This window comes from Bradyrhizobium sp. WSM2793 (assembly GCF_000379585.1).
Lineage (GTDB): Bacteria > Pseudomonadota > Alphaproteobacteria > Rhizobiales > Xanthobacteraceae > Bradyrhizobium.
In genome coordinates, this window is record NZ_KB902776.1 from 183,630 (window position 1) to 206,596 (window position 22,967).

The window sequence follows — 22,967 nt, forward strand, 5'->3', positions numbered from 1 at the left end:
CTCAAGCTGCGGTCGCCGAGGGCGCATCGGGCGGCGGCGTCGGAGGCCGAACGCCTTTGCGCCAGTCGGTTATGGTGCAGCCGAACCGGCCGCGGAACCAGCGTGCCATGGCGCTCTGCGCGGAGAAGCCGAGCTGCATCGCGATGTCAGCCAACGGCCGGCCGGGGTCCTCGATCAGCTGGATCACGAGATCGGCACGTTGCGCATCCAGGATGGCCGAAAAGCTGGTGCCTGAGGCAGCGAGGTGGCGGTGGATGGTGCGGCGGGTGCAGGCAAGATGCTCGGCCACGCGCTCGACCGTACAGTCGCCGCTGGCGAGCAAGGTCCGTACGACCTCGTCGACCTTCCCCTCCCAGCTTGCGGGCCGGGTTTCGATCGCCTCGATCCGCTTGCGCAGATAGCTTGCGATCAGCGGATGCGCGCTCGGGATCCGGCGCTCCATGTCGCGCGCCGAGAGCAGGATCGCATCGTGCTCGGCGTTGAAGGTCACGCGGCAGCCGTAAAATTCGCGGTAGCGCTTGCGATCGCGCGGCGGCGGGTAATGCAGCTGGACCTCCTGCGGCCGCCAGTCTTGGCCATGCAGCGATTGGATGATGCGGTGGATGCTGCCGAGCGCCATGTCGATCGCCTGGCGCGGCGCGCTCGGCCGCCTGCCGCGCAGGTGCAGCGTGACCGTCACGATCTGCCGGTCGCGCGCAACATCCACCCGCATGCCGTCATGATGGATGTGGATGAAGCGCGAAAATGCGTCGATCGCCTCGCCGACAGTCGCCTGTTCGCGCACGATCAGGCCGACCGCACCGAAATTGGTCAGGCCGCCGCGCTCGGCGAGACGCAAGCCGAAATCTTCGGCGCCGGAGGTCTCCGCCGACAATTCGAGCAGACGGCGCAGGCCTGCGACGGCAATGGGCGTATCGGGCTTGTCGAGGCAGGCCAGCGGCAGCCTGGCCTTGCGCATCATCTGTTTGGGATCGAGCCCCACCGACCGGGCGATTTCCGGGTAATAGCTCAAGCCTGCGCTGCGAACGAGGTCGGTCATGCGAACCGTTCCTGCCAGCCATTCCCGCAGATGTCCCGAAATGTAAAATTTCTGTCTCGATCCGTCAAATCCAGGAACCGGCCGGAACATACATAGGGGAAACCGAAGCACTGGCGTGAATGCCGTGCTCACGACGACGCGGCAGGGCGATGCGGCCCGCTTTCCGTCTCGGACCCATTTGACCAAGACATTGCTGGATCGGGATTATGCCGGGGAACATGCTTTCCAAGGGCGAGGTATTCGTCATCGACACCGACGCTGCCTCCCGCGAACAACTTTCGACCGCGCTCCAACAGAGCGCCTATGACGTGATCTGCTTCGCTGACGGTGCCTCACTCCTGTCCGAAGCAAAGGCACGCATGCCGGCCTGCGTGCTGATGGAGCTGCCACCCGATCGCTCCGGCCTCGACATGCTCAGGCGCCTGCGCGAGGAAAATTGCATGGCGCCTGTGCTGGTGACCTCGGCGAATGGCAGCATCGCCATGGCGGTCGACGCCATCAAGAGCGGCGCGACCGACTTCATCGAAAAGCCTTTCCGCACCCACGACATCATCGGCCGGATCGATGCCGCCATCGACGAATTCGCGCAGCCCGGCACGAGCCGGCAGCGCTGGCTGCCCGGCCGCGAGCCCTTGACCGAGCGTGAGGGCGACGTGCTCGAGCACCTCGCGGCCGGCCTGACCAACAAGGAGATCGCCCGGCGCATGCATCTGAGCGCACGGACCGTCGAGGGCTATCGCGCCGGCGTCCTGAAGAAGGCCGGGGCCAAGAACGTGACCGATCTGCTCCGCCGCATCTTCGGCCAGGGGTAGCCCACCCAGGCCTGAGGCCTGCCGAGGGCGATACGTTCCGCAGCCTTGGTGCCGCCGCGGCGGCGCCCCACGGAAACCCCAATCGAACCAGTTCCTTCCCTGCCGCGTCCAACCATGTTGGCGAGGCATTTGATCGCGCGCGTCCGGCTGGCGGCGCGGCGATACGGCAGGAGGGACTTCATGCGCATCACCGCAAGATATTTGGCAACGACAAGCCTGGTTCTGGTCACCATGGCGGCGGCCTCGCCATCATGGGCCGCCGATTTGGACGCTACATCGGCGATCGATACGGTCACGGTTTACCCCGATGGCGCCACCGTCACCCGCGTCATCACGGTCGACCTGCCGTCCGGGGATTCGACCCTGGTCGCCAAGGATTTCCCGCTTGGTCTCGATGCCTCCTCCATCCGGGTCGAGGGTGAGGGCGGCGCAAAGCTCACCATCGGCACGATCGATGCGCGGTCGCCTCGCGCCGCGCCGGTCAATCTGCCCGAGCTGGAAAAGCGCATCGAGGCCTTGAACGATCAGCGCGCCGATTTGCAGGGCGCGATCGACTCGGCGAATGCGCGGCGCAAGTTTGCGGAGCACTTTGCGGAAACCTCTCCCGCGGGGATCGGCGACAAGGGTGAGGCGCGGCCGATCGCCGAATGGCGCGCGGCCTTTGCTGCGGTCGGCGAAGAAATTGCGAGCGCCGACACCGTCATCCGCGATGCCACGCGCAAGACGCGGGAAATCGACCGGCAGATCGCCCAACTCGAGGTCGAGCGCAAGGCCAAGCCGCCGAGCAAGCTCGAGGTTCGCATGGACGTTGCCGCGACTGCTGCGACGAAGGCGACGCTGCGCGTGACTTACGCCGTGCGCAATGCGCGCTGGATGCCGCTCTATGACGCTCGGCTCGACACGGGCGCCAAGGATCGCAAGCCGCAGCTCGAGCTGATCCGCCGCGCCGAGATCACGCAATCGACCGGCGAGGATTGGTCCAACGTGACGCTCGGCGTCTCCACGACCCGCATCAGCCGCGGCGGCAGTGCGCCGGAGCTGCATTCGCTGGTCGCGCAATATCCACAGGTGCCGAAGCCGCTGGCAGCAGGTTCGGTCTCCGATCTGGCGCGGCCCGCGCCGGTTCTGCGACAGATGCAATCGCCAGCGATGGCCAAGATTGCGGAAGCGGCCGAGCCGCGCGAACGTGCCGACGAGCAGCAGGCAATTGCCGAGATCGGGGATTTCCAGGCGACGTTCAAAATTCCCGGCCGCGTCAGCCTCGGCGCCGCCGAGGGCGCCAAGAGCCTGCGGATTGCAGCGATGACGGTGCCCGCCGACCTGGCGGTCCGCGCCGCACCGGTGCTGGACCCGACCGCCTTCCTCGAAGCCAGCTTCAAGCAGACCGATGACACGACGCTGCTGCCGGGCAAGGTCGCGATCTACCGCGACGGCGTCTTTGTCGGTCGCGGCAAGCTCTCCGCTTCCGCCAAGGACGACATCGTGCGGCTGGGCTTCGGCGCCGACGACAAGGTGAGAATCGAGCGCGCGGTGCTCAAGCGCAATGAGGGCTCGGCCGGTGTCCTGGTCACGACGTCCAAGACCGACGAGCGTACGTTCAAGACCACCATCCGCAACGGTCATGATTTCCCGATCAAGGTTGCGATCGAGGATCAGTTGCCGGTCAGCGAGAGCGAGGACATCGTCGTCGAAATGCTGCCCGCGACCACGCCGCCGACCGCCAGCAACATCCGTGACCGCCGCGGCGTGCTGGAATGGTCGTTCGACGCCAAGCCGGGCGAAGTCAAGGATATCAACTTCGCCTGGCGCATCCGCTGGCCGAAGGACAAGAGCATGGTGATCGTCCCGGCGGGGTAGGTTGCTGGCCACGAACGAGGTGCGCTCCCTCGCCCCGCAAGGGAGCGCACCTTCATCGTGGCGGCGCCGCCGCCCGCATCGACTGCGGAAGCACGTAAGGCACGCCGTCGTCGTCTTGATGGACAACGGCATCGATCTCGAAGATCTCGCGGATGGTTTCGCGGGTGACGACATCGGCGCGCGAGCCATCTGCGGCGAGCCTGCCGCCGGCCAGCACGACGAGCCGGTCGGCGAAGCGGATCGCGAGATTGAGGTCGTGCAGGATCGCGATCACGGCCGTGCCGCCGGCCGAACGGCGACGCGCGGCTTCGACGAGGTCGATCTGGTGGCGCAGATCCAGGCTCGAGGTCGGCTCGTCCAGCAGCAGAAGTCCCGGGCCGTGCTCGGCTTCGCCGCAGGCGAGCTGCACCAGCACGCGGGCGAAATGGGCGCGCTGCTGTTCGCCGCCTGATAGCGTCGGCAGTTGCCGTTCGCGGAAATGCGCGAGCCCCACCTCGTCGAGGACCGCGTCGACGAGCGCGCCTGCTTCACGCGCGCTGCGCTCGCTCGAGCCCATCAGCACGATCTCCTCGACGGTGAAGGGGAAGGTGACGTTGATGTGCTGGGACAGCATCGCGCGCCGTGCGGCGAGCTCGCGCGGCGGATAGCTGCTGATATCGCGCTGTTTCAGACGCACCGCACCCTCGTTCGGGCGGAGATCGCCGGAGAGCAACCGCAGCAGCGTCGACTTGCCGGCGCCGTTCGGGCCGATGATCGCGACCATCTCGCCGGCCGCAACCGTCAGGTCGACGCCATCGAGCAGCGTCGCGCGGCCGGCGCGCTTGCTCAAGCCGCGCGCCTCGATCACGGCGCTCATAGCGAGGCGAGCCCGCGCTGCCGCAGCAGGATGAAGAGGAAGACCGGCGCGCCGACCGCTGCGGTCAGGATGCCGATCGGCATCTCCGCCGGCGCCACGATGGTGCGCGCCAGCGTGTCGGCGCCGACCATCAGGATCGCGCCTGATAGCACCGAGGCCGGCAGCAGCAGTCGATGCGCAGGTCCGATGACGAGACGGAGCAGATGCGGCACGACGATGCCGACGAAGCCGATGACGCCGCTGATCGACACCGCGACGCCGGTCATGGCGGAGACCATGACGATCGAGATTCGCTTGAGACGCTCGACGTCGACGCCGCCGTGAAAGGCGTCGGCCTCGCCAAGCACCAGAAGATCGAGGCCGCGCGCGATGAAGGCACAGGCGCCAAGCCCGATGATGAGAATGGGCGCCAGCATGGCGGCCTTGGTCCAGGTCGCCCCGCTCATCGAGCCCAGCAGCCAGAACGTGATGTCGCGGAGCTGGCGGTCGTCGGCGACGAACACCAGCAGCCCGATGCCGGCATTGGCGATGGCGGTGATGGCGACGCCGGCGAGCAGGAAGACCGCGATCGAGGTGCGCCCCGAGCGGCTCGATATGCCGTAGAGGATCGCAGTCGTGGCCAGCGATCCCGCGAATGCCGCGAGCGGCAGGAGCTCGGTCTGGAGGAAGCGCAGCGTCTCGCCGAAGTGCGAATCGGTGAAGACGATCGCGCTTGCGGCTGCGAGCGCGCCGCCGCTGGAGACACCGACCAGCGCGGGATCAGCGAGCGGATTGCGAAACAGTCCTTGCATGATCGCGCCGGCGGCCGCGAGCAGGCCGCCGACCATCGCCGCCGCCGCGATCCGGGGGACGCGGATCGACCACAGCACGAGCTGGTCGCGGGCCGTCATGGCCGTGCTTTCGCCTGATAGCCCCAGTGCAGCAGGCAGGCGGGAGAGGGGAATGCCGGCGGCGCCGAAGCTCAGCGCCACGATCGCGGCGACCGCGAGCAATGCGATCAAGAGAGGAATTGCGAGCGATGCGGACCGCCGCCGCGCGTTGGCGCGTCGTTCCGTGCCGCGCGCTTCCATGCCGATCGCCACGCTCATTGCCGGCAATTCGCCGCCGACAGCGCCGAGGTGAAGGCAGCGCCCGGTTCGGCCAACGCCGGATAGAGTTTCACCGAAAGGTCGCGCGCCGCCGCCGCCGTCCGTGGTCCGAAGCCGAGCAAATAGAGCCCGTCCATGGTGATGAGGCCCTTGTTGGCCACGACCGGCGTCAGGGCGAAGCCGGGATGGGCATAGATCGCGTCGGCCTGCAGCGAGTCCTTGCCGCGCTCGATCGACAGCACCACGTCGGGTCTTGCCGCCGCGATCGCCTCGTCACCGATGATCTTGTAGCCCTCGAAATCGTCGACGGCATTCGCGGCGCCGGCGAGCTGGATGATCTCGTTGGCCGCGGTCTTGTGGCCGGCGACCATGGCGCGCCCGTTCTGGAGCGACATCACGAATATCACGCGCACCGGCTTGGTCACCTTGGCGCGCAGGGCGCGCAGCTGGGCAAAATCGGCGCCGACCGCGGCGCTCAGGCACGCGGCGCGCGCGTCGACACCCATGGCGTGGCCGACCAGTCTTATCTTCTCGATCAGTCCGTCCTCGGAGAAGGTGTCGGGCACCAGCACCAACGGCACTTTCGCCGTTTCCAGGATCTCCATGGTCGCGTGCGGGCCCGAGCCCTGAATTGCCAGGATCAGGGTGGGATTGAGGCCCAACACGCCTTCGGCGGAGATCTGGCGCATGTAGCCGACATTGGGTTTGTCTTGCAGCGCCGTCGCTGGATAAAGGCTGGTGGTGTCGACGCCGACCAGCCGGTTCTCGAGCCCGAGCGCATAGATGATCTCGGTGATGGCGCCGCCGATCGAGACCGTGCGCGCGAAGTCGGTCACGGCGACGTCGCGATTGCGCGCGTCATGCACGGTGATGCCGGCGGCGTGCGCGGCAGAGGCGAGCGCGATCGTGCTGGAGAGCAGGAGGCTTGCGAGGGTGCGACAAAATGTCATTACAGGTTACTTCGTCAAGATCAGCTTGTTCTGCGAGGTGAGGCGAAGCCGATAGCTGTCCTCGCCGTGTGCGATGATGATCTCGCGCTCGACCGCAAAAAGCTCGCGACTGTCGATCCGGCTCCCACGCATGGTGAGGGTTCGCGTTGTCGCAGAAGGGCTTCCTGCCGACCCCGCCGCGTCGCCGCTGCTGTCTCCTGATGTTGCCGACATGTTGGGTGTGATGCGCTTTCGAAACTCTGGAGTGCTGCTTGTTTGTATAAGCGGCACGAAGCGCATTCCAACGGCCGCAATTTACAATCGATATAAACTGCAAGCTGATGTCATTGACCGTCAGAGTGTTGCCACGTAACCAATTATGGCGGCGGGGTGACTTGCCCGCGTCTCGAGAAAATCAGCCAGCCAGTCGTTCGCGTTGCGAACGCACGCCAGCCAAACGACCTGAAAAAATAGAGTGAAGTGCAGGCTGGGGCTGATATGGCTGACGGGGCTAGGTATTCGCGCGCCTTGATTTTGGGCGCGTCGGTGGTTTCATTTGCGGCAATGACGACGGAGAGCGGTCTTGCGCAGACCGCCGCGCCGCAGGCCGAAAGTGCGTCGACGGAACGGCCGAGGCAGGCCAGGCGCAAGCCGACCAAGCCGCTGGTCGCGCAACAGGCAGCGCCGGAGGTCCTCAACGCCCGAGCCCAGGCCAGCGGCACCGCGCCGGTTCAGACGCTCGACACCATCACGGTCGCTGCAACGAAAACCAAGGAGCGCGCGATCGATGCGCTCGCGCCGGTCAGCTCCATTTCGCTCGACCAGATCCAGGGTCTTCAGCCGAACCGGCTGTCGGGCATCTTCTATGCTGTACCCGGCGTGTCGTTCCAGGAACGCGGCGACGATCCCGCGACCGTCATCAACATCCGCGGCCTGCAGGATTTCGGCCGCGTCGCCGTGGTCGTCGACGGCGCGCGGCAGAATTACCAGCGCACCGGCCACAACGCCAACGGCTCCTTCTTCCTCGATCCCGAATTGATCGGCGGTGTCGACGTCGTGCGCGGTCCGACCGCCAACATCTACGGCTCCGGCGCAATCGGCGGCCTGGTCTCGTTCCGCACCAAGGACATCGACGACGTGCTACGTCCTGGCGAGCGCTGGGGCGTCGATCTCTCCGGCTCCTACGGCTCCAACAACAATCGCGGCCTCGGCTCGGTCTTCGGCGGCGTGCGCGCCACGCCCGACGTCGATATCTTCGGCGGCGCGGTCTATCGCACCCAAGGCAATTACAAGGACGGCAACGGCACCGAGATCGGCAACACCGGCAACCAGGTCGAGGCCGGGCTGATGAAGCTCACGGTGCGGCCCGCGATCGGCCACGAGGTCAAGTTCGGCGCCGTCTTTCAGGACTACCAGTACGATGTCGGCCAGTTCAACCGCGGCCCGGTCGCGACGGCGGCGCAGCGCGCGCTGTATCAGGGCTCGTCGGTCTATGCGTCCGACACCAAGAACTACACCGGAACGGTGACCTGGAACTATTCGCTGCCGAGCGACAATCTGTTCGACTCGCACATATCGGTCTACGGCAATCGCACCGACAACGACCAGACCAAGACCTATCACTACTCGACATCCGGCGCGGCCTATTGCGGCGCCGGCAATGTCGGCAACAACATCTCCGGCTGTGTCGGCGACAAGCGCGGCTATGTCCTCGATACGTTTGGCTTCGACGCCAACAACACCACGCGCTTCAACGTCGGCGACTGGCGCAATGCCGTGACCTACGGCGTCGACGCATTCCAGGACGACGTCATCACGACCGACAGCCGCGGCAATTCCAACATCACCACGCCGGGTGGCATCCGCACCGTGTCGGGCGGCTTCATTCAACTGAAACAGAACTACAACACCTGGTTCGAGGCGGTGAGCGCGATCCGCTATGACCGTTACAATCTGCAGTCCGGCGGTACCAATGCGAGTGGCGATCGCTTCTCGCCCAAGATCACCCTCGGTGTGACGCCGGTCCCGGGCTTCCAGCCTTATGTCAGCTACGCCGAAGGCTATCGCGCCCCATCGATCACCGAGACCGTGATCTCCGGCGCGCATGCAACCGGTGGCGGACCGGCCTTCTTCCCCTGTCCTGACGGCACTGTTGGCCTGTTCTGCTTCCTGCCCAACCCGAACCTCCGTCCTGAGGTCGGCAAGAACAAGGAGGTCGGCTTCAATCTGAAGTACGACAACATCTTCAGCGCCAATGACTCGTTCCGCGGCAAGATCAATCTGTTCCGCAACGATGTCAGCGATTACATCGACCTCGTCGCCTCGGCGCGGGTCGCGGTGCCACCGTTCGGCTCTTTCAGCCAGTACTACCAGTACCAGAACATCGCCAATGCCCGCATCCAGGGTTTCGAGGCGGAGACGATGTACGATGCCGGCAGCTGGTTCATCGGTGTCGCCGGTCACTACATCCAGGGCAAGAACGCTGTCACCAATGTCGGGCTCGCGACCATCACCCCGCGCAAGGTCGTCACCACCGGCGGCGTCCGCCTGCTCGATCGCACCCTGATCCTGTCGGCGCAATGGGCCTCGTTCGGTGCCAATAACGATGTACCCGTCGGCTATCTGCCTGCGACCGGCTACGAGCTGGTCAATTTGTACATGACCTACAATGCGACCAGGGACATCGTGTTCACGGCTTCGATCGACAATCTCTTGAACCAGTACTACCGGCCTTACGCCATTCCCGGCAGCTCGACCGACGGCACGTCGCAGAACGACGTGCTTTGGTCAGCCCCGGGACCGGGCAGGGTCTACAAGGCCGGCATGAAGATTCACTTTGGAGGTGCGTAGCCGCCAGCTTCGCAGCACCACATCTCCGCCGGGCCGCGCTGATGCTCCAGCGCGGCTTCGGCGTGTTTCGTTTTGATCAGAAGGAGAGACTTTGATGTTCATCGCCATGAATCGTTTCCAGGTGAAGAAGGGCGCGGAGACCGCGTTCGAAACCGTCTGGGCCACCCGTGAATCCTATCTTGGCAGCATGCCGGGCTTCGTCGAGTTTCACCTGCTGAAGGGCCCTGAGGCCGACGACCACACGCTCTATTCGTCGCACACCACCTGGGTCGACAAGGCGGCGTTCGAGGCCTGGACGCGCTCGGACCAGTTTCGTCGTGCCCATGCCCGCGCCGACAACTCGACCGGCGAGAGCCTGTATCTCGGCCATCCCAAGTTCGAAGGCTTTGAGGTGATCCAGAGCGAGCGCAAGGCCGCGGCCGCCTAGATTGCAATGGCAGAGGAGCCGGACATGTTGAGCACCGATCTTGCCGATCTCAGGGCCCATATGGCCGACAATCCGGGCGCGGTGATCGAGGACGTTGCGCGCCAGCGCAAGGTCACCCCGCGCAGCGTGATCGAGGCGCTGCCATCCTCCATGGTGCATATTGGCGGCGGCGAGCATTTTGCCGCCGCCATGCAGGACATCGCGGAGTGGGGCGAGGTCACGCTGATCGTGCACACCGATGACGCGATCTTCGAGTTCACGGGCGCCATTCCCGCGGGCGAGATCGGCCGCGGCTACTTCAACCTGATGCAGCCGAAGGGTCTGCACGGCCATCTTCGCCACGAGCGCTGCGCAGGCGTCGCCTTCGTCGAACGCCCGTTCATGGGCAAGTCGTCGGCCTTCGTCGCGTTCGTGAACGCCGACGGCGGCATCATGTTCAAGGTCTTCGTCGGCCGCGACGAGACAAGGGCGCTGCGGGCTGATCAGCTGGCGCGGTTCCGGCAGCTCGCGGCCCGGATCGCGGCGCAGCCGGCTGCGTAGCTTTCTTTTGTTGTCGGGAGATCAGGATGCAAGGCAAGTCCAGGCTTCGGCAAATGGTCGTTGCAATCGCGCTGGCGCCGACACCGGCCTTCGCGATCGACGAAGCCCTGTTACCGCGCAATCTGTCGCCCTGGGGCATGTTCGTCAGCGCCGACATCATCGTGAAGACGGTGATGATCGGGCTCGCCGTCGCCTCGCTGGTGACATGGACGGTGTGGCTCGCCAAGACCATCGAGCTGCGTCGCAAGGGTGCACTCGCCTTGCGGCGGACGCGCGCGCTCGAAGGCAACATGACACTGGCCGAGGTATCGTCACGGGCCGGTGACGCGCGCGACGCCGTCGCCCAGCTGATCCAGTCCTGCGCCAGGGAAGCCGAGCTCTCCAGCGGTATCCTCGACGACGGCCTCCAGGAGCGGGTGGCGCTGCGGCTCGAGCGGGTGGAGGCGGCAATGTCCAGACAGATCGCGCGCGGCACCGGCGTGCTCGCGACCATCGGCGCCACCGCGCCCTTCGTCGGCCTGTTCGGTACCGTCTGGGGCATCATGAACGCCTTCATCGGCATCTCCGAGAGCCACACCACCAGCCTCGCGGTGGTCGCGCCGGGCATCGCGGAAGCGCTGCTCGCCACCGCGCTCGGCCTCGTCGCGGCGATCCCGGCGGTGGTGATCTACAATCATCTGGTCCGCGGCATCGCCAATTACCGCGCGCTGCTCGGCGATGCCTCGGCGCAGCTGATGCTGCTGGTCAGCCGTCAGCGCGACCACAGGGAGTTCCGCCTGGCGCGGGCGGCGGAGTAGGCTCATGGCTGCGAAGCTCGGCGCGCGCGGGGGATCTCCGCTCAAGCGCGGTGACCCGGATGATCTCGACGTCGTCAACGAGATCAACGTCACGCCGTTCATCGACGTGATGCTGGTGCTGCTGATCATATTCATGGTGGCAGCCCCACTCGCCACCGTCGATATCGGTGTCGAGCTGCCCGCGACCGCAGCCGAGCCGGCGCCGCGGCCGGACAAGCCGACCTTCGTGACGGTGAAGCCGGATCTCACAATTGCCGTTGGCGAGGACACGATGGCCCGCGACGGTCTCGCCGCCGCCCTCGATGCCGTCATCAAAGGCCGTAAGGACGAGCGCATTTATCTGCGCGCCGACAAGGCCGTCTCCTACGGCGACCTGATGGAAGTGATGAACACCCTGCGTAACGCCGGCTACCTCAAGGTCGCCCTCGTCGGCCTCGACGGACGCAACTGATGGCCGCGAACGCCTTTGCCCTGCACGAGCCGCTTCGAGAGCGCGAGACCGCGCGCTGGGGCGCATCGGCGGCGGTGATTGTGGCGTTGCACATCGCCGCCGCACTGCTGGCGATGAACTGGATCAGGTCGCAGCCCGAGCAAGGTGTCAACATGCCGGCGATCCTCATCGACATGACGCCGGAGACATCGGCGCCGCCGTCGACACCGCTCGATATCGCGCCGGGCCCCGTGATGGAGCAGGCGGATGCGTCGCCGCCGGAGCCGATGCAGCAGCAGGCCGTCGAAGAGACGATCGCGCCGACGCCGCCGCAGGAAAAGCCGGACGTGGTTGCGCCGCCGGAGCAGAAGCTGGAGCCGGCTCCGCCGAAGCCCGAGCCGGTGCAAGTCGCGCCCGTGGAGAAGCCGGCACCGGCAAAGCCTCGGGTGGTACGTCCCGACGCTCGGAAGCCGTCGGATGCGCCGCCCGCGCCGCGCACCAGCGCGCCGCCACGTGCCGAGCGTCAGGCTCCGCTGGCATCCGCCGTGAGTGCCGGCTCAGTTGCTTCGGCGATGGCAACCTATTATCAGCGCGTGCGCGCGCACCTCATGCGCTTCCACCAGTATCCGACGAGTGCGAATGGTCAGAGGGGCGTGGTCAAGCTGAGCTTCACGCTCGGCCGTGGCGGTCAGGTGCTGTCCAGCCGCCTCGGGGGCTCTTCGGGTGTGGCGATGCTCGATGCCCAGGCCATGGCCATGGTGCGTCAGGCCCAGCCATTCCCGCCGGTGCCGTCCGAAATCACTTATGCGACGATTCCCATCAACGTGGGCGTCGCGTTTGGTAATTGATTTGCGACGAACTCCTCCCCCGCGCGAAGCGGGAGAGGAGCATAGCGTCAGCCTATTTCGCCTTCAGGAAGTCCGCGACTTCGAGCAGCATGAACTCGTCGTCGTCGGCCTTGTTGGGATCGCGGCTGGAGGAGAACGGCAGATTGTTGTCGTTGCCGACGATGATGTGGGTGTCGTCAACGCGATCGACGTTCTCGATGGTGAAGAACGGGAAGGTGTAGACGCCGTCGTTGAGCGGCTTCCTCGCCTTCTTGTCGGGATCCCTGATCTTCATGAGGTCGATATAGCCGATCTTGCGCACGGGCTTGCCGACATTCGCTTCGGTGAGCTCGATCTTGTAGATGCGCTTGAACTTGGCAAGATCCGGAAAACAGGTCTCGCCGCGGGTGCCTTGCGGGCAGGCCTTGTCGGCGGTGCCTTCGCCGTTGTCACGCTCGATGATGAGGCCGGAGGCCTGATCGATCATGTTGAAATCGCCGATGGCGTTGCCGTTCTGCTCGAACACATACTGCCAGTAGCGGCCGGTGAATTTTTCCGCGGCGACGTCGAATTCGAGGATGCGGGAGGCTTCCTTGCCGTCGACCTTCTCCCAGTCCTTTTTCTCGGCATCCCACAGCGGTCCCTCGAGCAGGCCGTAGAGGAATTTGCCGTCCTTGGAGGACGCGAAGCCCTCATAGCCCTTGGAGCGGCGGAGGTTGACGTTGGAGTAGGTCGCGCCCGGCGCGCCCGGCGTCGCCACGGCCCAATTGTCCGGCGACCGCACCGGCTTGCCGTCGGCAACCGTATCGAACACGGCCAGGATCTTGCCTGATTTGTCGGCCTTCAGGATGTAGGGGCCGAACTCGTCGCCGATCCAGAAGGTATCGCCGATGATCTGGAAGCCTTCGGTGTCGAAGTCGGAGCCGGTGAGATAGCGCCTCTCGATGTCCTCGTGCACGATGCGGAAGGGGACCTTCTTGTCGGGGTCGTGCAGGAAGATGGTCTCCTGACGATCGATCTTGCCGCTCGCCCAATCCATCTTGTAGCGGTTCAAATACAGCATCGAATCCGGCGAGTTGGCGCGCGCGCCCATGCCGTTGTCGGTGATGACCCAGAAGCTGCCATCGGGCATGGTCTTGATGCCGGAATGGCCCTGCAGCGGCTGGCCCTTGAACGGAAGCGACACGCCGGTCGCGCGCCCATAGGACTTGCCCATCACGGTGCCGAGCGCGTCGACCCGCTTGCCGGTGGTGTATTTGCCCGAAGTCTTGAGATCGGCGGGGGCGTCGGCGGGGGCGTCGATGAAGGTGGCGGCTGGCATCACCACGTGGCCGGCGAGCTTGGCGGGGAATTCACCTTCGCTCTGCGCGAGCGCTGGGCTCGCGGCGAGAATGATCGTTGCGACGGTGCTGAGAAAAGTCGCGCGCATGTGCGTCTCCTGTTGGCGGACGCTCGCCTTATGCTGTCAGCGTGTTGCAGTTTTGTGAAACCGGGCCAAACGCCGCAGCCGCGATCTACTCCTTCACCGCGCCGGTCAGCGAGGATACGTAGTAGTCCACGAACAGCGAGTAGAAGATCGCGACCGGCAGCGATCCCAGCAGCGAGCCAGCCATCAGCGCACCCCACTGATAGACGTCGCCGGTGACGAGCTCGGTCAGGATCGCAACCGGCACGGTCTTGTTGGCGCCGCTCTGGATGAAGGCGAGCGCGTAGATGAACTCGTTCCAGGACAGCGTGAAGGAGAAGATGCCGGCCGAGATCAGCCCGGGCACCGCCAGCGGCAGCGTGATCCGCCGCAGGATCTGGAGGCGTGTTGCGCCGTCGACCAGCGCACATTCCTCGAGCTCATAGGGGATCGACTTGAAGTAGCCGATCAGCAGCCAGGTGCAGAACGGCACCAGGAAGGTCGGATAGACCAGGATCAGCGCAAGAGGACTGTCGAACAGGCCGAACTGCACCACGACGGTGGCGAGCGGAATGAACAGGATCGACGGCGGCACGAGATAGGCCAGATAGATGCCGAGGCCCACATAAGGACTGCCGCGGAAGCGCAAGCGCTCGATCGCATAGGCGGCAAGCGTGCTCGCGATCAGGGACAGCGTGGTCGAGCCGATTGCCACCAGCATCGTCGTCTTGAGCCAGCGCGGATAGGCGGTGTCGAACAGCAGATGCTTGATGTGGGCAAGCGTCGGCGAGGAGATCCAGAACGGATTATGGTCCTTGTAGTTCATCAGCTCCGCGTTCGGCTTGAACGAGGTGATCGCCATCCAGTAAAACGGGAACAGCAGGATCAGCACGAAGCAGCCGAGCGGCAGGTAGATCATCATCAGCCGCCGCAGCCCGGAATCCCAGGCCATGGTGTCGGGTGCCGCTTTCGCGTCGGCGACGGCGGAGCTTTGCGCGACGGTGTCAGTCATTGGCCTCTCCCTGCTGCCATTTGCGGCGCGCCAGGCCGAAATAGGAGAACAGCGTCGCGAATATCAGGAACGGGATCATCGACACCGCGATCGCCGCACCTTCGCCGAGCTCGCCGCCGGCGATGCCGCGCTGAAACGCCAGCGTCGCCAGCAGATGGGTCGAGTTGACGGGTCCGCCGCGGGTGATGGCGTAGACCAGCTGGAAGTCGGTGAAGGTGAAGATGATCGAGAACGTCATGACGATGGCGAGGATCGGCATCATCATCGGGAAGGTGATGTAGCGGAAACGCTGCCAGGCGCTGGCGCCGTCGAGCATCGCGGCCTCATAGAGCGAGGGTGAGATGGTCTGCAGACCGGCCAGCAGCGAGATCGCGACGAAGGGAATGCCGCGCCAGATGTTGGCGGCGATCAGCGAGAAGCGCGCCGGCCAGGGCGAGCCGAGGAAGTCGACATTGCCCGACCGCCAGTGCAGCACGTCGACCAGCAAATAGGAGATGATCGAGAATTGCGGATCGTAGATCCACCAGAACGCCAGCGCCGAGAGCACGGTCGGCACGATCCAGGGCAAGAGGATGATCGCACGCAGGATGCTCTTGAATGGAAAATGGTTGTTGAGCAGCAGCGCGAGCCAGAAGCCGAGCGCGAACTTCCCGAAGGTGGCGATGCCCGTATAGACCACGCTGTAGAACACTGCGTTCCACCACAAGGGATCGGTGAGCAGATACTGGAAATTCTCCAGGCCCACGAAGACGCCGCGACGGCCGATCGTGGTGTCGGTGAAGGCGAGCCAGATGCCGAGGCCGAGCGGGTAGGTCAGGAACACCGAGAGCAGCCCGATCGCGGGCGCAAGGCACATCACGATCAGGAACGGCTTGTAGTCGAACAGCCGCACCAGCCAGTTCGGTTGCCGCTGGGCAAGTACGGGAGAGGAGAGTGTCGTCACGGACATTAATGTGTTGTCCTATCGTTGAACGTCACCACACCGTCATTGCGAGCGAAGCGAAGCAATCCAGTCTGTCGCCGCGGCTGCAGTCTGGATTGCTTCGTCGCAAATGCTCCTCGCAATGACGACGGTTCTATCGTCGCGCGTTACCGCTGCCGCCGGAAGTACCGCTTGCAGCGCTGCTCGGCTTCCGCGGCGGCGGCCTCTGGCGTGGCCGCACCGGTCGCAACGGACGCGCACATCTGAATGAGCACGTAGTCGGCGCTGACGGCTCCGGTCGCCGTCGAGATCGGGCCCTTATAGCCGTCATAGTATGTGCTGTTCATCGTGTCCTTGAACAGCTTCACCTTGGGATCCTGAGACCACACCGCCGCCTCGGCATAGGCGGCGAGCGGCTGCGACCAGTAGCCGGAATTGGCGTTGAGCCAGGGCTCGTACTGGTCCTTTTCCAGCATGTATTGCAGGAAGGCCTTTGCGGCGTTGGGGTACGGGCTGTGCTTGAACACCATGGCATTGAGGGTCAGGCCCGCCATCGGAGAGACCTTGGCCAGTCCCTTGGGCAGCAGCTGATGCTCGCTGTCCTCGGCGATCGCCTTGGTCGCCGGGTCGTTCTTGAGTGAGAAGTACAGCGAGACGCCGTTGGCGGTCAGGGAAATCTCCTGCGAGGAATAGGCGCGGTTGTTGCTGACGTCGTTCCACGACGGCGTGCCGGCGATGAAGGTGGGGTAGACCTGCTTGACCCAGTTCAGCGCCGCGATGGTCTCCTTGCTGTTGATGACGACATTACCTTCCTCGTCGAGCAGGGAAGCATTGTGCGACCACAGCGCCCAATTGGCGAAGCCGTTGCCGTCGCCCTTGGCGTTGCCGAGCGCGAAACCGGCCGGCTTGCCGGCCTTGTGCAGCTTCTGGCACAGGTCGAGGATTCCGGCATGGTCTTCCGGCACCTTGTCGAAGCCGACCGATTGCAGGATCGACTTGCGGTAGATCAGGGGCCCCGCAGTTGCACCGAACGGCAGGCCGATCCAGGCGTCGCTCTTGTTCTTCTTGCCATAGCGCTGCGCAAGCGGCAGCCAGCCGCCATAGCGCTTGCCGACATAATCGGCGACGTCGGTCAGCTCGATCAGCTTGTCGACGTAGATGTGGGGGGCGTCGGAGAAGCCGATGATAATGTCGGGGCCGGCGCCGGAGTTCGAGGTCACCGCGGTCTGCTGGTTGATGTCCTCCCAGCCGACGAAGTCGACCTTGACCTCGACGCCGGTCTCCTTGGTGAACTTTGCTGCATTGGCACGGAACACGTCCTCGTCGGCCTGGACGAAGCGCACCGGGCGCAGCATGCGCAGCGATGCGCCCTTCTCGATCTCGAGCTTGGGTGCCGCCACGTCGGCGGCCTTGATTGTCGATGATGTTGTTTGCGCTGCAGCACCGGTGGCCGCGAGCGTTGCAGCGGATAGGCCCAGCGCCAAGGCATCACGACGTGTGATGTCGTTCCTCATCAGTACCTCCCTATGATGTTCCCTTCCCGGCGTTGATCGCCGGTGAAGGGTCGTTCGGTCGTTGGCGCCTCGGGCGCCGGCCGCCTAGCTGTTCGGCCCGCGATCCATGCTGACGGGTTGCCAGCGGCGGAGCGTGGTGTCTTGCAGCACCGACGGATTGACGCAGCTTACCGGCCACATGCCCTGAAGCACCAGTGACAATTCGTAGCCCACGCGGCGCTTGCGTGCCTCGTCAAACCGTGCCGAGGCCGACGCCACGTGGGCGGTCAGCGTCACGTTCTCCATGCCGAGCAGGGGATTGTTGTGCGAGGGCGGTTCCTTCTCCAGCACGTCGAGCGCGGCGTGCGCGATCCAGCCCTCCTGCAGCGCCTTGATCAGGCTCTCCTCGTCCACGGTGGCGCCGCGCCCGGTGTTGATGAAGATCGAACCCTTCTTCATCTGCCGAAAGTGCTTCTCGGTCAGCATGTGATGCACCTCGGGCCTTGCCGGAGCATGCATCGAGACGAAGTCGGATTGCGACAGCACCTCGTTCAGCGTCGCCGGGATCACGCCGTGGTCGTACATCAGCGTTTCCTGGATGAAGGGATCGTAGGCCATCATGCGCAGGCCGAACGGCGCCGCGCGTTTCGCAACTGCACGCGCGACGCGGCCGAACGAGACGAAGCCGAGCGTCTGGCCCATCAGCCTCGGGACCTTGAGCAGCGCTGGCCGGCCCTCCGCCCAGCGGCCGTCACGCACCATGCGGTCCTGCTCGACCAGGCGGCGGAAGCCGGCGAGCAGCAGCATCATGGCGTGATCGGCGACCTCTTCGATGAAGGTGTCCGGAATGTTGGTGACGGGAATGCCGCGCGCGGTGGCCGCCTTGACGTCGACGCTGTCGACGCCGACCGAGCCGAGCGTGATGACCTTGCAGGTCTGCAAGCTGTCGATGATGGTCTTGGTGATCGGGATGCCCTTGGCATAGATGGCGTCCGCGGTCTTTGCTGCGGCGATGAACCCGGCCTCGTCGGCGGGAGCCTCGATGATCTCGGCGTCGATCGGATCGAGCGCCTCGCGCTCAAAGGAATAGTCGCTGCCCGCGACCGTGAAGCTCGCGCCCTTCGGCGTCACCACCCTGTATTTCGGCATTTTCTCGCTCCCGATTTGGTTTGTCGGTTCTTGTTGTGACCCGCCTCCGCGGGCGGGCCTTTGCGTCTTTTACGCGAAATCGGAGCGGTCGCGTACAATCGTCGGTTGCCGGTGTGGGGATACATTGCCGCTTTTTGCGGCTGCGTCCGGGCTTCTACGGAGGCACGTAAGTAACTTGCTAAGGCTCTCTCCCTAAAAGTTGTTTCGATTTCGATCGATCTGTCGCGCGCCCATATCCCATTATTGCCGGAGCTAATCGTGAAGTTGAGCAATCTGAAGATCGCCCCGAAGCTCGGCATCCTTGTCGGCGTCACCTTGTTCGGCCTGTGCATCTCCGGCGTCCTCGCCGGCTATCTGATGAAGCGCGAGATGGTGAATGCGCGCATCGATCAGGCCAAGGCGATCGTCGAGCTGGCACGCAACTATGCGGGCGCTCTGAAGAAGCGCGTCGACGCCGGCGAGCTGACGAAGGACGCGGCCATGGCCGAGCTTCGCCGCTACGGCAATTCGATGACCTACGACAACGGCGCGGGCTATCTGTTCGGTACGTCGTACGAAGGCATCACGCAGCTCGCGCCGGATCCCAAGCAGATCGGCACCAATCGCATGGATGTCGTGACCAACGGCCGCAAGCTGTCCGTCGAGCTGATGGACGGCGTCAAGGCCAACGGTTCGATCCTGCTGCATTATGAATATATGAAGCCCGGTCAGCCGACGCCGATCCGCAAGATCGGCTACGCGGTGGCGGTGCCCGGCTTCGACATGTATCTCGGCACCGGCGCTTATCTCGACGACATCGACGCCAAGATGGGCCCGGTCTATTGGCTGCTCGGCTTTGCCATGCTCGGCATTTTCGTTGTCGCCGGCAGCGTCGCCTGGCTGATCGGCCGCGGCATCAGCCGCCCGCTGGCGCTGCTCGGCGCCCGCATGAAGGATCTCGCCGACGGCAAGCTCGAGGGCGACATACCCGGCGTTGGCCGCGGCGACGAGGTCGGCGCGATGGCTTCCACCGTCCAGATCTTCAAGGACAACGCGGTCCGCATCCGCGACCTCGAAAGGACCGAAGCCGATGCCAAGGAGCGCGTCGCGGCCGAACGTCGCAGCGCGATGGAGGGCATCGCCAGCGACTTCGAACGCAGCGTCAACGGCATCGTCCGCTCGGTCTCCTCGGCCGCGGCCGGCATGCAGACGACGGCGCAGTCGATGACCGCAACTGCCAGCGACGCCTCCTCGCGCGCGGCGACGGTCGGCGCGGCCTCGCAAAAGGCCTCCGGCAATGTCGGCACGGTCGCGGCGGCCGCCGAAGAGCTGTCGAGCTCGGTTGCGGAAATCTCCCGCCAGGTGACCCGCTCGACCGAAGTCGCCAGCCGCGCCGTCAGCGACGCCGAGCGTACCAACGCCACCGTGCAGGTGCTTTCGACCGGCGCCGAGAAGATCGGCGAAGTCGTCAAGCTGATCCATTCGATCGCCGCGCAGACCAATCTGCTCGCGCTCAACGCCACCATCGAGGCGGCACGCGCCGGTGAATCCGGCCGCGGTTTCGCGGTCGTCGCCTCCGAGGTCAAGGCGCTCGCCAACCAGACCGCCAAGGCGACCGAGGAGATCTCCGCGCAGGTCGCGGCGATGCAGACCTCGACCAGCGACGCGGTCACGGCCATCTCCGGCATCACCCAGACCATCGCCGAGATGAGCGAGATCACCGCCGGCATTTCCGCCTCGATCGAGCAGCAGGGCGAGGCGACCCGCGAGATCGCCCGCAACATCCAGTCCGTCGCGGCGGGCTCCAGCGAGATCAACGCCCATATCGGCAGCGTCACCTCCGCTGCGGAAGCGACCGGCACCGCGGCCACCGACGTGCTCTCCAACGCCCGCGAGCTGGACAATCAGTCCGGCGCGCTGCGCAGCGCCGTCGACGGCTTCCTCGCCAAGGTGCGCGCGGCGTAGATTCTTGCACTGAATTCGTAGGGTGGGCAAAGGCGCGCAAGCGCCGTGCCCACCTTTCTTTTTAGTTCGCTGACGCTCGTGGGCACGCTTCGCTTTGCCCACCCTACGAGAGCCGTGTCCCGGCTCAGCGCCGCGTCCGGGACACGAGACCGTCCTACTGCTTCTCGATCTTCGCGTTCGTGATCAGCTTCTCCCACAGCACGAGTTGTTCGTTCACGAACGTGCCGAGCTGCTCCGGCGTGCCCGAGAACGCGTCCATGCCGAGCGTGGCGAGCTGGGCCTTGATCTCCGGCTTCTCGACGATCTTCCGGACCTCGGCGTTGAGCCGGGTCACGATCTCCTTCGGCATGCCGGCGGGGCCGAAATAGCCCTGCCAGGACGAGATGTCGAAATCAGGCACGCCGGCCTCCTGCATCGAGGGCAGGTTCGGCACCAGCGGCGAGCGGTCCTTGGTGGTGACGGCGAGCGCGCGCAGCGCGTTGCCGTTGACGTGGGGCAGGCCGGTCAGGATGTCGACGAACATCATCGAGACGCGGCCGCCCATGACGTCGTTGAGCGCCGGCGGCGAGCTCTTGTAGGGCACATGCAGCAGGTCGAGCCCGGCATTGTGCGCAAAGGTCGCACCCGAGACGATCGCGGAGGACGATCCCGAGGCGTAGCTCAGCTTGCCCGGATTGGCCTTGCCGTAGGCGACCAGCTCGCCGACGGTCTTGGCCGGCACTTCCGGATTGACGACCAGCATGAAAGGCAGGTCGCCGGTGCGCGCGATCGGCGTGAAGTCCTTGACCGGATCGTAGGTGAGGTTCTTGAGCAGATAGGGATTGGCGGAATGCGTGGTGTTGGTCGTCACCAGCAGCGTGTAGCCGTCGGGGGCGGCCTTCGCGACATAGCTTGCGGCGAGCATGCCGTTGGCGCCCGCCTTGTTCTCGATCACGATGCCGACGCCGAGCGCCTGCGACAGATGCTGCGAGATCAGCCGTGTCGTCGTGTCAGTGCCGCTGCCGGCCGCGAACGGCAAAACCAGCGTGATGTTGCGGCTCGGATAATTGTCGGCCTGGGCCGTGGATGCGGCGGCGAGGCACAATGCGGCCGCTCCGGCGGCACGCAGGTTTCGAATCAGCCCTGAAAGCATGTTTGAACGTTCCCTCTTTTTGGTTGGCGGGGAACCTAGCGCCTCCTCGTCGAAATCGGAAGGCGCGAGTTTGTCGCCTTGTCTCCGCGTCGCGGAATTACTTCACCGCGGAGCCCTGGCGTGAGGCGATCACGACGCCGGCGAGCACCAGCGCGTAGCCGATCAGGTGGAACGGCTGCAGCTTTTCGCCGAGCAGCAGGATCGCCATCGCCGAGCCGAACACCGGCACCAGGTGGAAGAACGGCGCGGCCCGATTCGGGCCGATCAGCGCGACGCCGCGGTTGAAGAAGAGATAGGCCAGCGTCGAGGGAAAGATCAGGATGTAGCCCAGCGTCGCCAGCGTCGTTCCGTCGAATTGCAGCACGCGGCCGCTTGCTGCCTCCCAGATCGCGGTCGGCAGCAGCATCGTCGCGCCGCAGCAGGTGGTGAAGGACAGGAAGGACAGCTGGTGGATCTTGGGCCGGCGCGGGATGAAGGCCGAGTAGATCCCGAACGCCACCAGCGAGGAGGCGAACATGATGTCGCCCCTGTTGAAGCTGATGCTCGCGAGCGCGGCGAGATCGCCGCGCAGGATGATGATCAGCACGCCGAGAAGCGAGATCGCGATGCCGGCGAACTGCCCGCCCGTCAGCCGCACGCCGAACAGCACCAGCGACCACAGCGCCACGAACAGGGGACCTGCCGACTGGATCAGCAGCGCGTTCAGCGCCTCCGTGTATTGCATCGCCCAGTACGAGATCGCGTTGTTGAAGGCGAAGCCCACCAGCGACAGGAACAGCATCAGCGGCAGGCTGTTGCGCAAGGCGGGCCAGTCGCGCTTCAGATGCGGCCAGGCGAACGGCAACAGGATCAGGAAAACGCCGAACCAGCGGATCGTGGTCACCGTCAGCGGCGGCACATGCGCGCCGACATGACGCGCCAGCACGATGTTGCCGGCCCAAAACAGCGAGCTCAGGCTGAGCAACAGATAAGGCTGGTTGTTGAGCCAACTGGCCGGATTGGCGGTCTTTGGCGCGGGCGGAGCAATCGTCATTGGCGTTGGACGAAAGCTTGCGCCGGATTGCCGTCGCCGCACAAGCCACGTGGCCGCAATGCTACAATGCAGGCAAACCCTGAGGAGCGCCTTTGGCGGTTAATATGTTGAACATCGCTGGCGCGCGTCTCCCCCTCTCCCCCTGTGGGCCTGTTGCGTAATTCGCCAGTTGTGATTCCCTAGGGCAAAGCCTTGGAGGTATCGATGGCGGTGAAGCGGACAGGACAGCCGAGCTTTGTGGAAGCGCTGATGCCGAAGGGCGCCGGCGCCAATGCGGCGCTGGATCGGTTGGCTGGCCTGGTCAAGTGGTACCGGTTCGAGAAGCTGATCGGTCATTTGCGGGATGAAGGGAGCCCCGGTCGTCCAGGCTATCCGGTGCTAGTGCTGTTTCGCGCGGTGCTGCTGCAGTCGCTGTACGGTCTTTC

21 protein-coding genes and 1 pseudogene are annotated in these 22,967 nt (G+C 65.0%); 10 read left to right on the forward strand and 12 right to left on the reverse strand.

Annotation, left to right across the window (positions count from 1 at the left end; all coding sequences use genetic code 11):
* Nucleotide 1 precedes the first annotated feature (1 nt).
* Nucleotides 2-1,039 carry an AraC family transcriptional regulator gene (locus A3AS_RS0112065; RefSeq protein WP_018317842.1) on the reverse strand — a complete coding sequence of 346 codons (1,038 nt, stop codon included), beginning with the start codon at nt 1,037-1,039 and terminating at the stop codon, nt 2-4.
* A 206-nt stretch (nt 1,040-1,245) separates the two neighbouring features.
* Here A3AS_RS0112065 and A3AS_RS0112070 point away from each other — a divergent pair, with 206 nt between their 5' ends.
* Together A3AS_RS0112070 and A3AS_RS0112075 are read left to right on the forward strand one after the other, a co-directional pair.
* Nucleotides 1,246-1,851, forward strand: a complete 606-nt coding sequence (locus A3AS_RS0112070) for a response regulator transcription factor (RefSeq protein ID WP_026201914.1) — start codon at nt 1,246-1,248, stop codon at nt 1,849-1,851.
* A gap of 180 nt (nt 1,852-2,031) precedes the next feature.
* Nucleotides 2,032-3,708: a mucoidy inhibitor MuiA family protein gene (locus A3AS_RS0112075; RefSeq protein WP_026201915.1), complete on the forward strand. Its 1,677-nt coding sequence runs from the start codon at nt 2,032-2,034 to the stop codon at nt 3,706-3,708.
* 52 nt (nt 3,709-3,760) lie between these two features.
* Here A3AS_RS0112075 and A3AS_RS0112080 read toward each other — a convergent pair whose 3' ends face one another.
* From A3AS_RS0112080 to A3AS_RS48995, 4 genes are read right to left on the reverse strand one after another with little or no spacing between them, the layout of a single operon-like run.
* Complete coding sequence (locus A3AS_RS0112080; RefSeq protein WP_018317845.1) at nt 3,761-4,564, reverse strand: heme ABC transporter ATP-binding protein; 804 nt, start codon at nt 4,562-4,564, stop codon at nt 3,761-3,763.
* On the reverse strand, nt 4,561-5,652 hold the full coding sequence (locus A3AS_RS0112085; RefSeq protein ID WP_018317846.1) for an iron ABC transporter permease: 1,092 nt from the start codon (nt 5,650-5,652) through the stop codon (nt 4,561-4,563). The genes A3AS_RS0112080 and A3AS_RS0112085 overlap by 4 nt, the downstream gene beginning before the upstream one ends.
* Entirely contained in the window at nt 5,649-6,602 is a 954-nt protein-coding gene (locus A3AS_RS0112090; RefSeq protein ID WP_018317847.1) for a hemin ABC transporter substrate-binding protein, read from the reverse strand. Before A3AS_RS0112090 ends, A3AS_RS0112085 begins: the two co-directional genes overlap by 4 nt.
* A 6-nt stretch (nt 6,603-6,608) precedes the next feature.
* On the reverse strand, nt 6,609-6,815 hold the full coding sequence (locus A3AS_RS48995; RefSeq protein WP_026201916.1) for a hemin uptake protein HemP: 207 nt from the start codon (nt 6,813-6,815) through the stop codon (nt 6,609-6,611).
* A gap of 264 nt (nt 6,816-7,079) precedes the next feature.
* Between A3AS_RS48995 and A3AS_RS0112100 the strand changes: the two genes are divergently transcribed.
* The 6 genes from A3AS_RS0112100 (at nt 7,080) to A3AS_RS0112125 (ending at nt 12,473) form a co-directional block, all read left to right on the forward strand.
* Nucleotides 7,080-9,431 (forward strand): TonB-dependent hemoglobin/transferrin/lactoferrin family receptor, encoded by a 2,352-nt coding sequence (locus A3AS_RS0112100; protein ID WP_026201917.1) that lies wholly within the window; start codon nt 7,080-7,082, stop codon nt 9,429-9,431.
* A 94-nt stretch (nt 9,432-9,525) separates the two neighbouring features.
* Nucleotides 9,526-9,858 carry an antibiotic biosynthesis monooxygenase gene (locus tag A3AS_RS0112105; RefSeq protein WP_018317850.1) on the forward strand — a complete coding sequence of 111 codons (333 nt, stop codon included), beginning with the start codon at nt 9,526-9,528 and terminating at the stop codon, nt 9,856-9,858.
* 24 nt (nt 9,859-9,882) lie between these two features.
* Nucleotides 9,883-10,398: a heme utilization cystosolic carrier protein HutX gene (hutX, locus tag A3AS_RS0112110; RefSeq protein ID WP_026201918.1), complete on the forward strand. Its 516-nt coding sequence runs from the start codon at nt 9,883-9,885 to the stop codon at nt 10,396-10,398.
* A 26-nt stretch (nt 10,399-10,424) separates the two neighbouring features.
* Nucleotides 10,425-11,195 carry a tonB-system energizer ExbB gene (exbB, locus tag A3AS_RS0112115; RefSeq protein ID WP_018317852.1) on the forward strand — a complete coding sequence of 257 codons (771 nt, stop codon included), beginning with the start codon at nt 10,425-10,427 and terminating at the stop codon, nt 11,193-11,195.
* Between the two features lie 4 nt (nt 11,196-11,199).
* Nucleotides 11,200-11,646: a TonB system transport protein ExbD gene (gene exbD / locus A3AS_RS0112120; protein ID WP_018317853.1), complete on the forward strand. Its 447-nt coding sequence runs from the start codon at nt 11,200-11,202 to the stop codon at nt 11,644-11,646.
* Entirely contained in the window at nt 11,646-12,473 is an 828-nt protein-coding gene (locus A3AS_RS0112125) for an energy transducer TonB (protein ID WP_018317854.1), read from the forward strand. The genes exbD and A3AS_RS0112125 overlap by 1 nt, the downstream gene beginning before the upstream one ends.
* 52 nt (nt 12,474-12,525) lie before the next feature.
* Here A3AS_RS0112125 and A3AS_RS0112130 read toward each other — a convergent pair whose 3' ends face one another.
* The 5 genes from A3AS_RS0112130 to A3AS_RS0112150 form a co-directional block, all read right to left on the reverse strand.
* Nucleotides 12,526-13,881 (reverse strand): esterase-like activity of phytase family protein, encoded by a 1,356-nt coding sequence (locus A3AS_RS0112130; protein WP_018317855.1) that lies wholly within the window; start codon nt 13,879-13,881, stop codon nt 12,526-12,528.
* Nucleotides 13,882-13,966: 85 nt separating this feature from the next.
* Entirely contained in the window at nt 13,967-14,869 is a 903-nt protein-coding gene (locus A3AS_RS0112135; protein ID WP_018317856.1) for a carbohydrate ABC transporter permease, read from the reverse strand.
* Complete coding sequence (locus A3AS_RS0112140) at nt 14,862-15,818, reverse strand: carbohydrate ABC transporter permease (RefSeq protein WP_018317857.1); 957 nt, start codon at nt 15,816-15,818, stop codon at nt 14,862-14,864. Before A3AS_RS0112140 ends, A3AS_RS0112135 begins: the two co-directional genes overlap by 8 nt.
* A gap of 140 nt (nt 15,819-15,958) precedes the next feature.
* Nucleotides 15,959-17,305, reverse strand: a complete 1,347-nt coding sequence (locus tag A3AS_RS0112145) for an ABC transporter substrate-binding protein (protein WP_018317858.1) — start codon at nt 17,303-17,305, stop codon at nt 15,959-15,961.
* Between the two features lie 84 nt (nt 17,306-17,389).
* Nucleotides 17,390-18,433: a C-terminal binding protein gene (locus tag A3AS_RS0112150; protein WP_018317859.1), complete on the reverse strand. Its 1,044-nt coding sequence runs from the start codon at nt 18,431-18,433 to the stop codon at nt 17,390-17,392.
* Between the two features lie 258 nt (nt 18,434-18,691).
* Here A3AS_RS0112150 and A3AS_RS0112155 point away from each other — a divergent pair, with 258 nt between their 5' ends.
* The gene (locus tag A3AS_RS0112155) at nt 18,692-20,377 is read left to right on the forward strand and encodes a methyl-accepting chemotaxis protein (RefSeq protein WP_026201919.1); all 1,686 of its coding nucleotides are present in this window, start codon (nt 18,692-18,694) and stop codon (nt 20,375-20,377) included.
* Nucleotides 20,378-20,531: 154 nt separating this feature from the next.
* On the opposite strand, the gene A3AS_RS0112160 is transcribed toward A3AS_RS0112155, so the two are convergent.
* On the reverse strand, nt 20,532-21,509 hold the full coding sequence (locus A3AS_RS0112160; RefSeq protein ID WP_018317861.1) for a tripartite tricarboxylate transporter substrate binding protein: 978 nt from the start codon (nt 21,507-21,509) through the stop codon (nt 20,532-20,534).
* A 97-nt stretch (nt 21,510-21,606) separates the two neighbouring features.
* A complete protein-coding gene (locus tag A3AS_RS0112165) occupies nt 21,607-22,542 on the reverse strand; it encodes a DMT family transporter (protein WP_018317862.1) in 936 nt (311 codons plus the stop codon).
* A 204-nt stretch (nt 22,543-22,746) separates the two neighbouring features.
* Here A3AS_RS0112165 and A3AS_RS0112170 point away from each other — a divergent pair.
* Nucleotides 22,747-22,967, forward strand: a pseudogene (locus A3AS_RS0112170) (IS5/IS1182 family transposase); the annotation flags it as partial.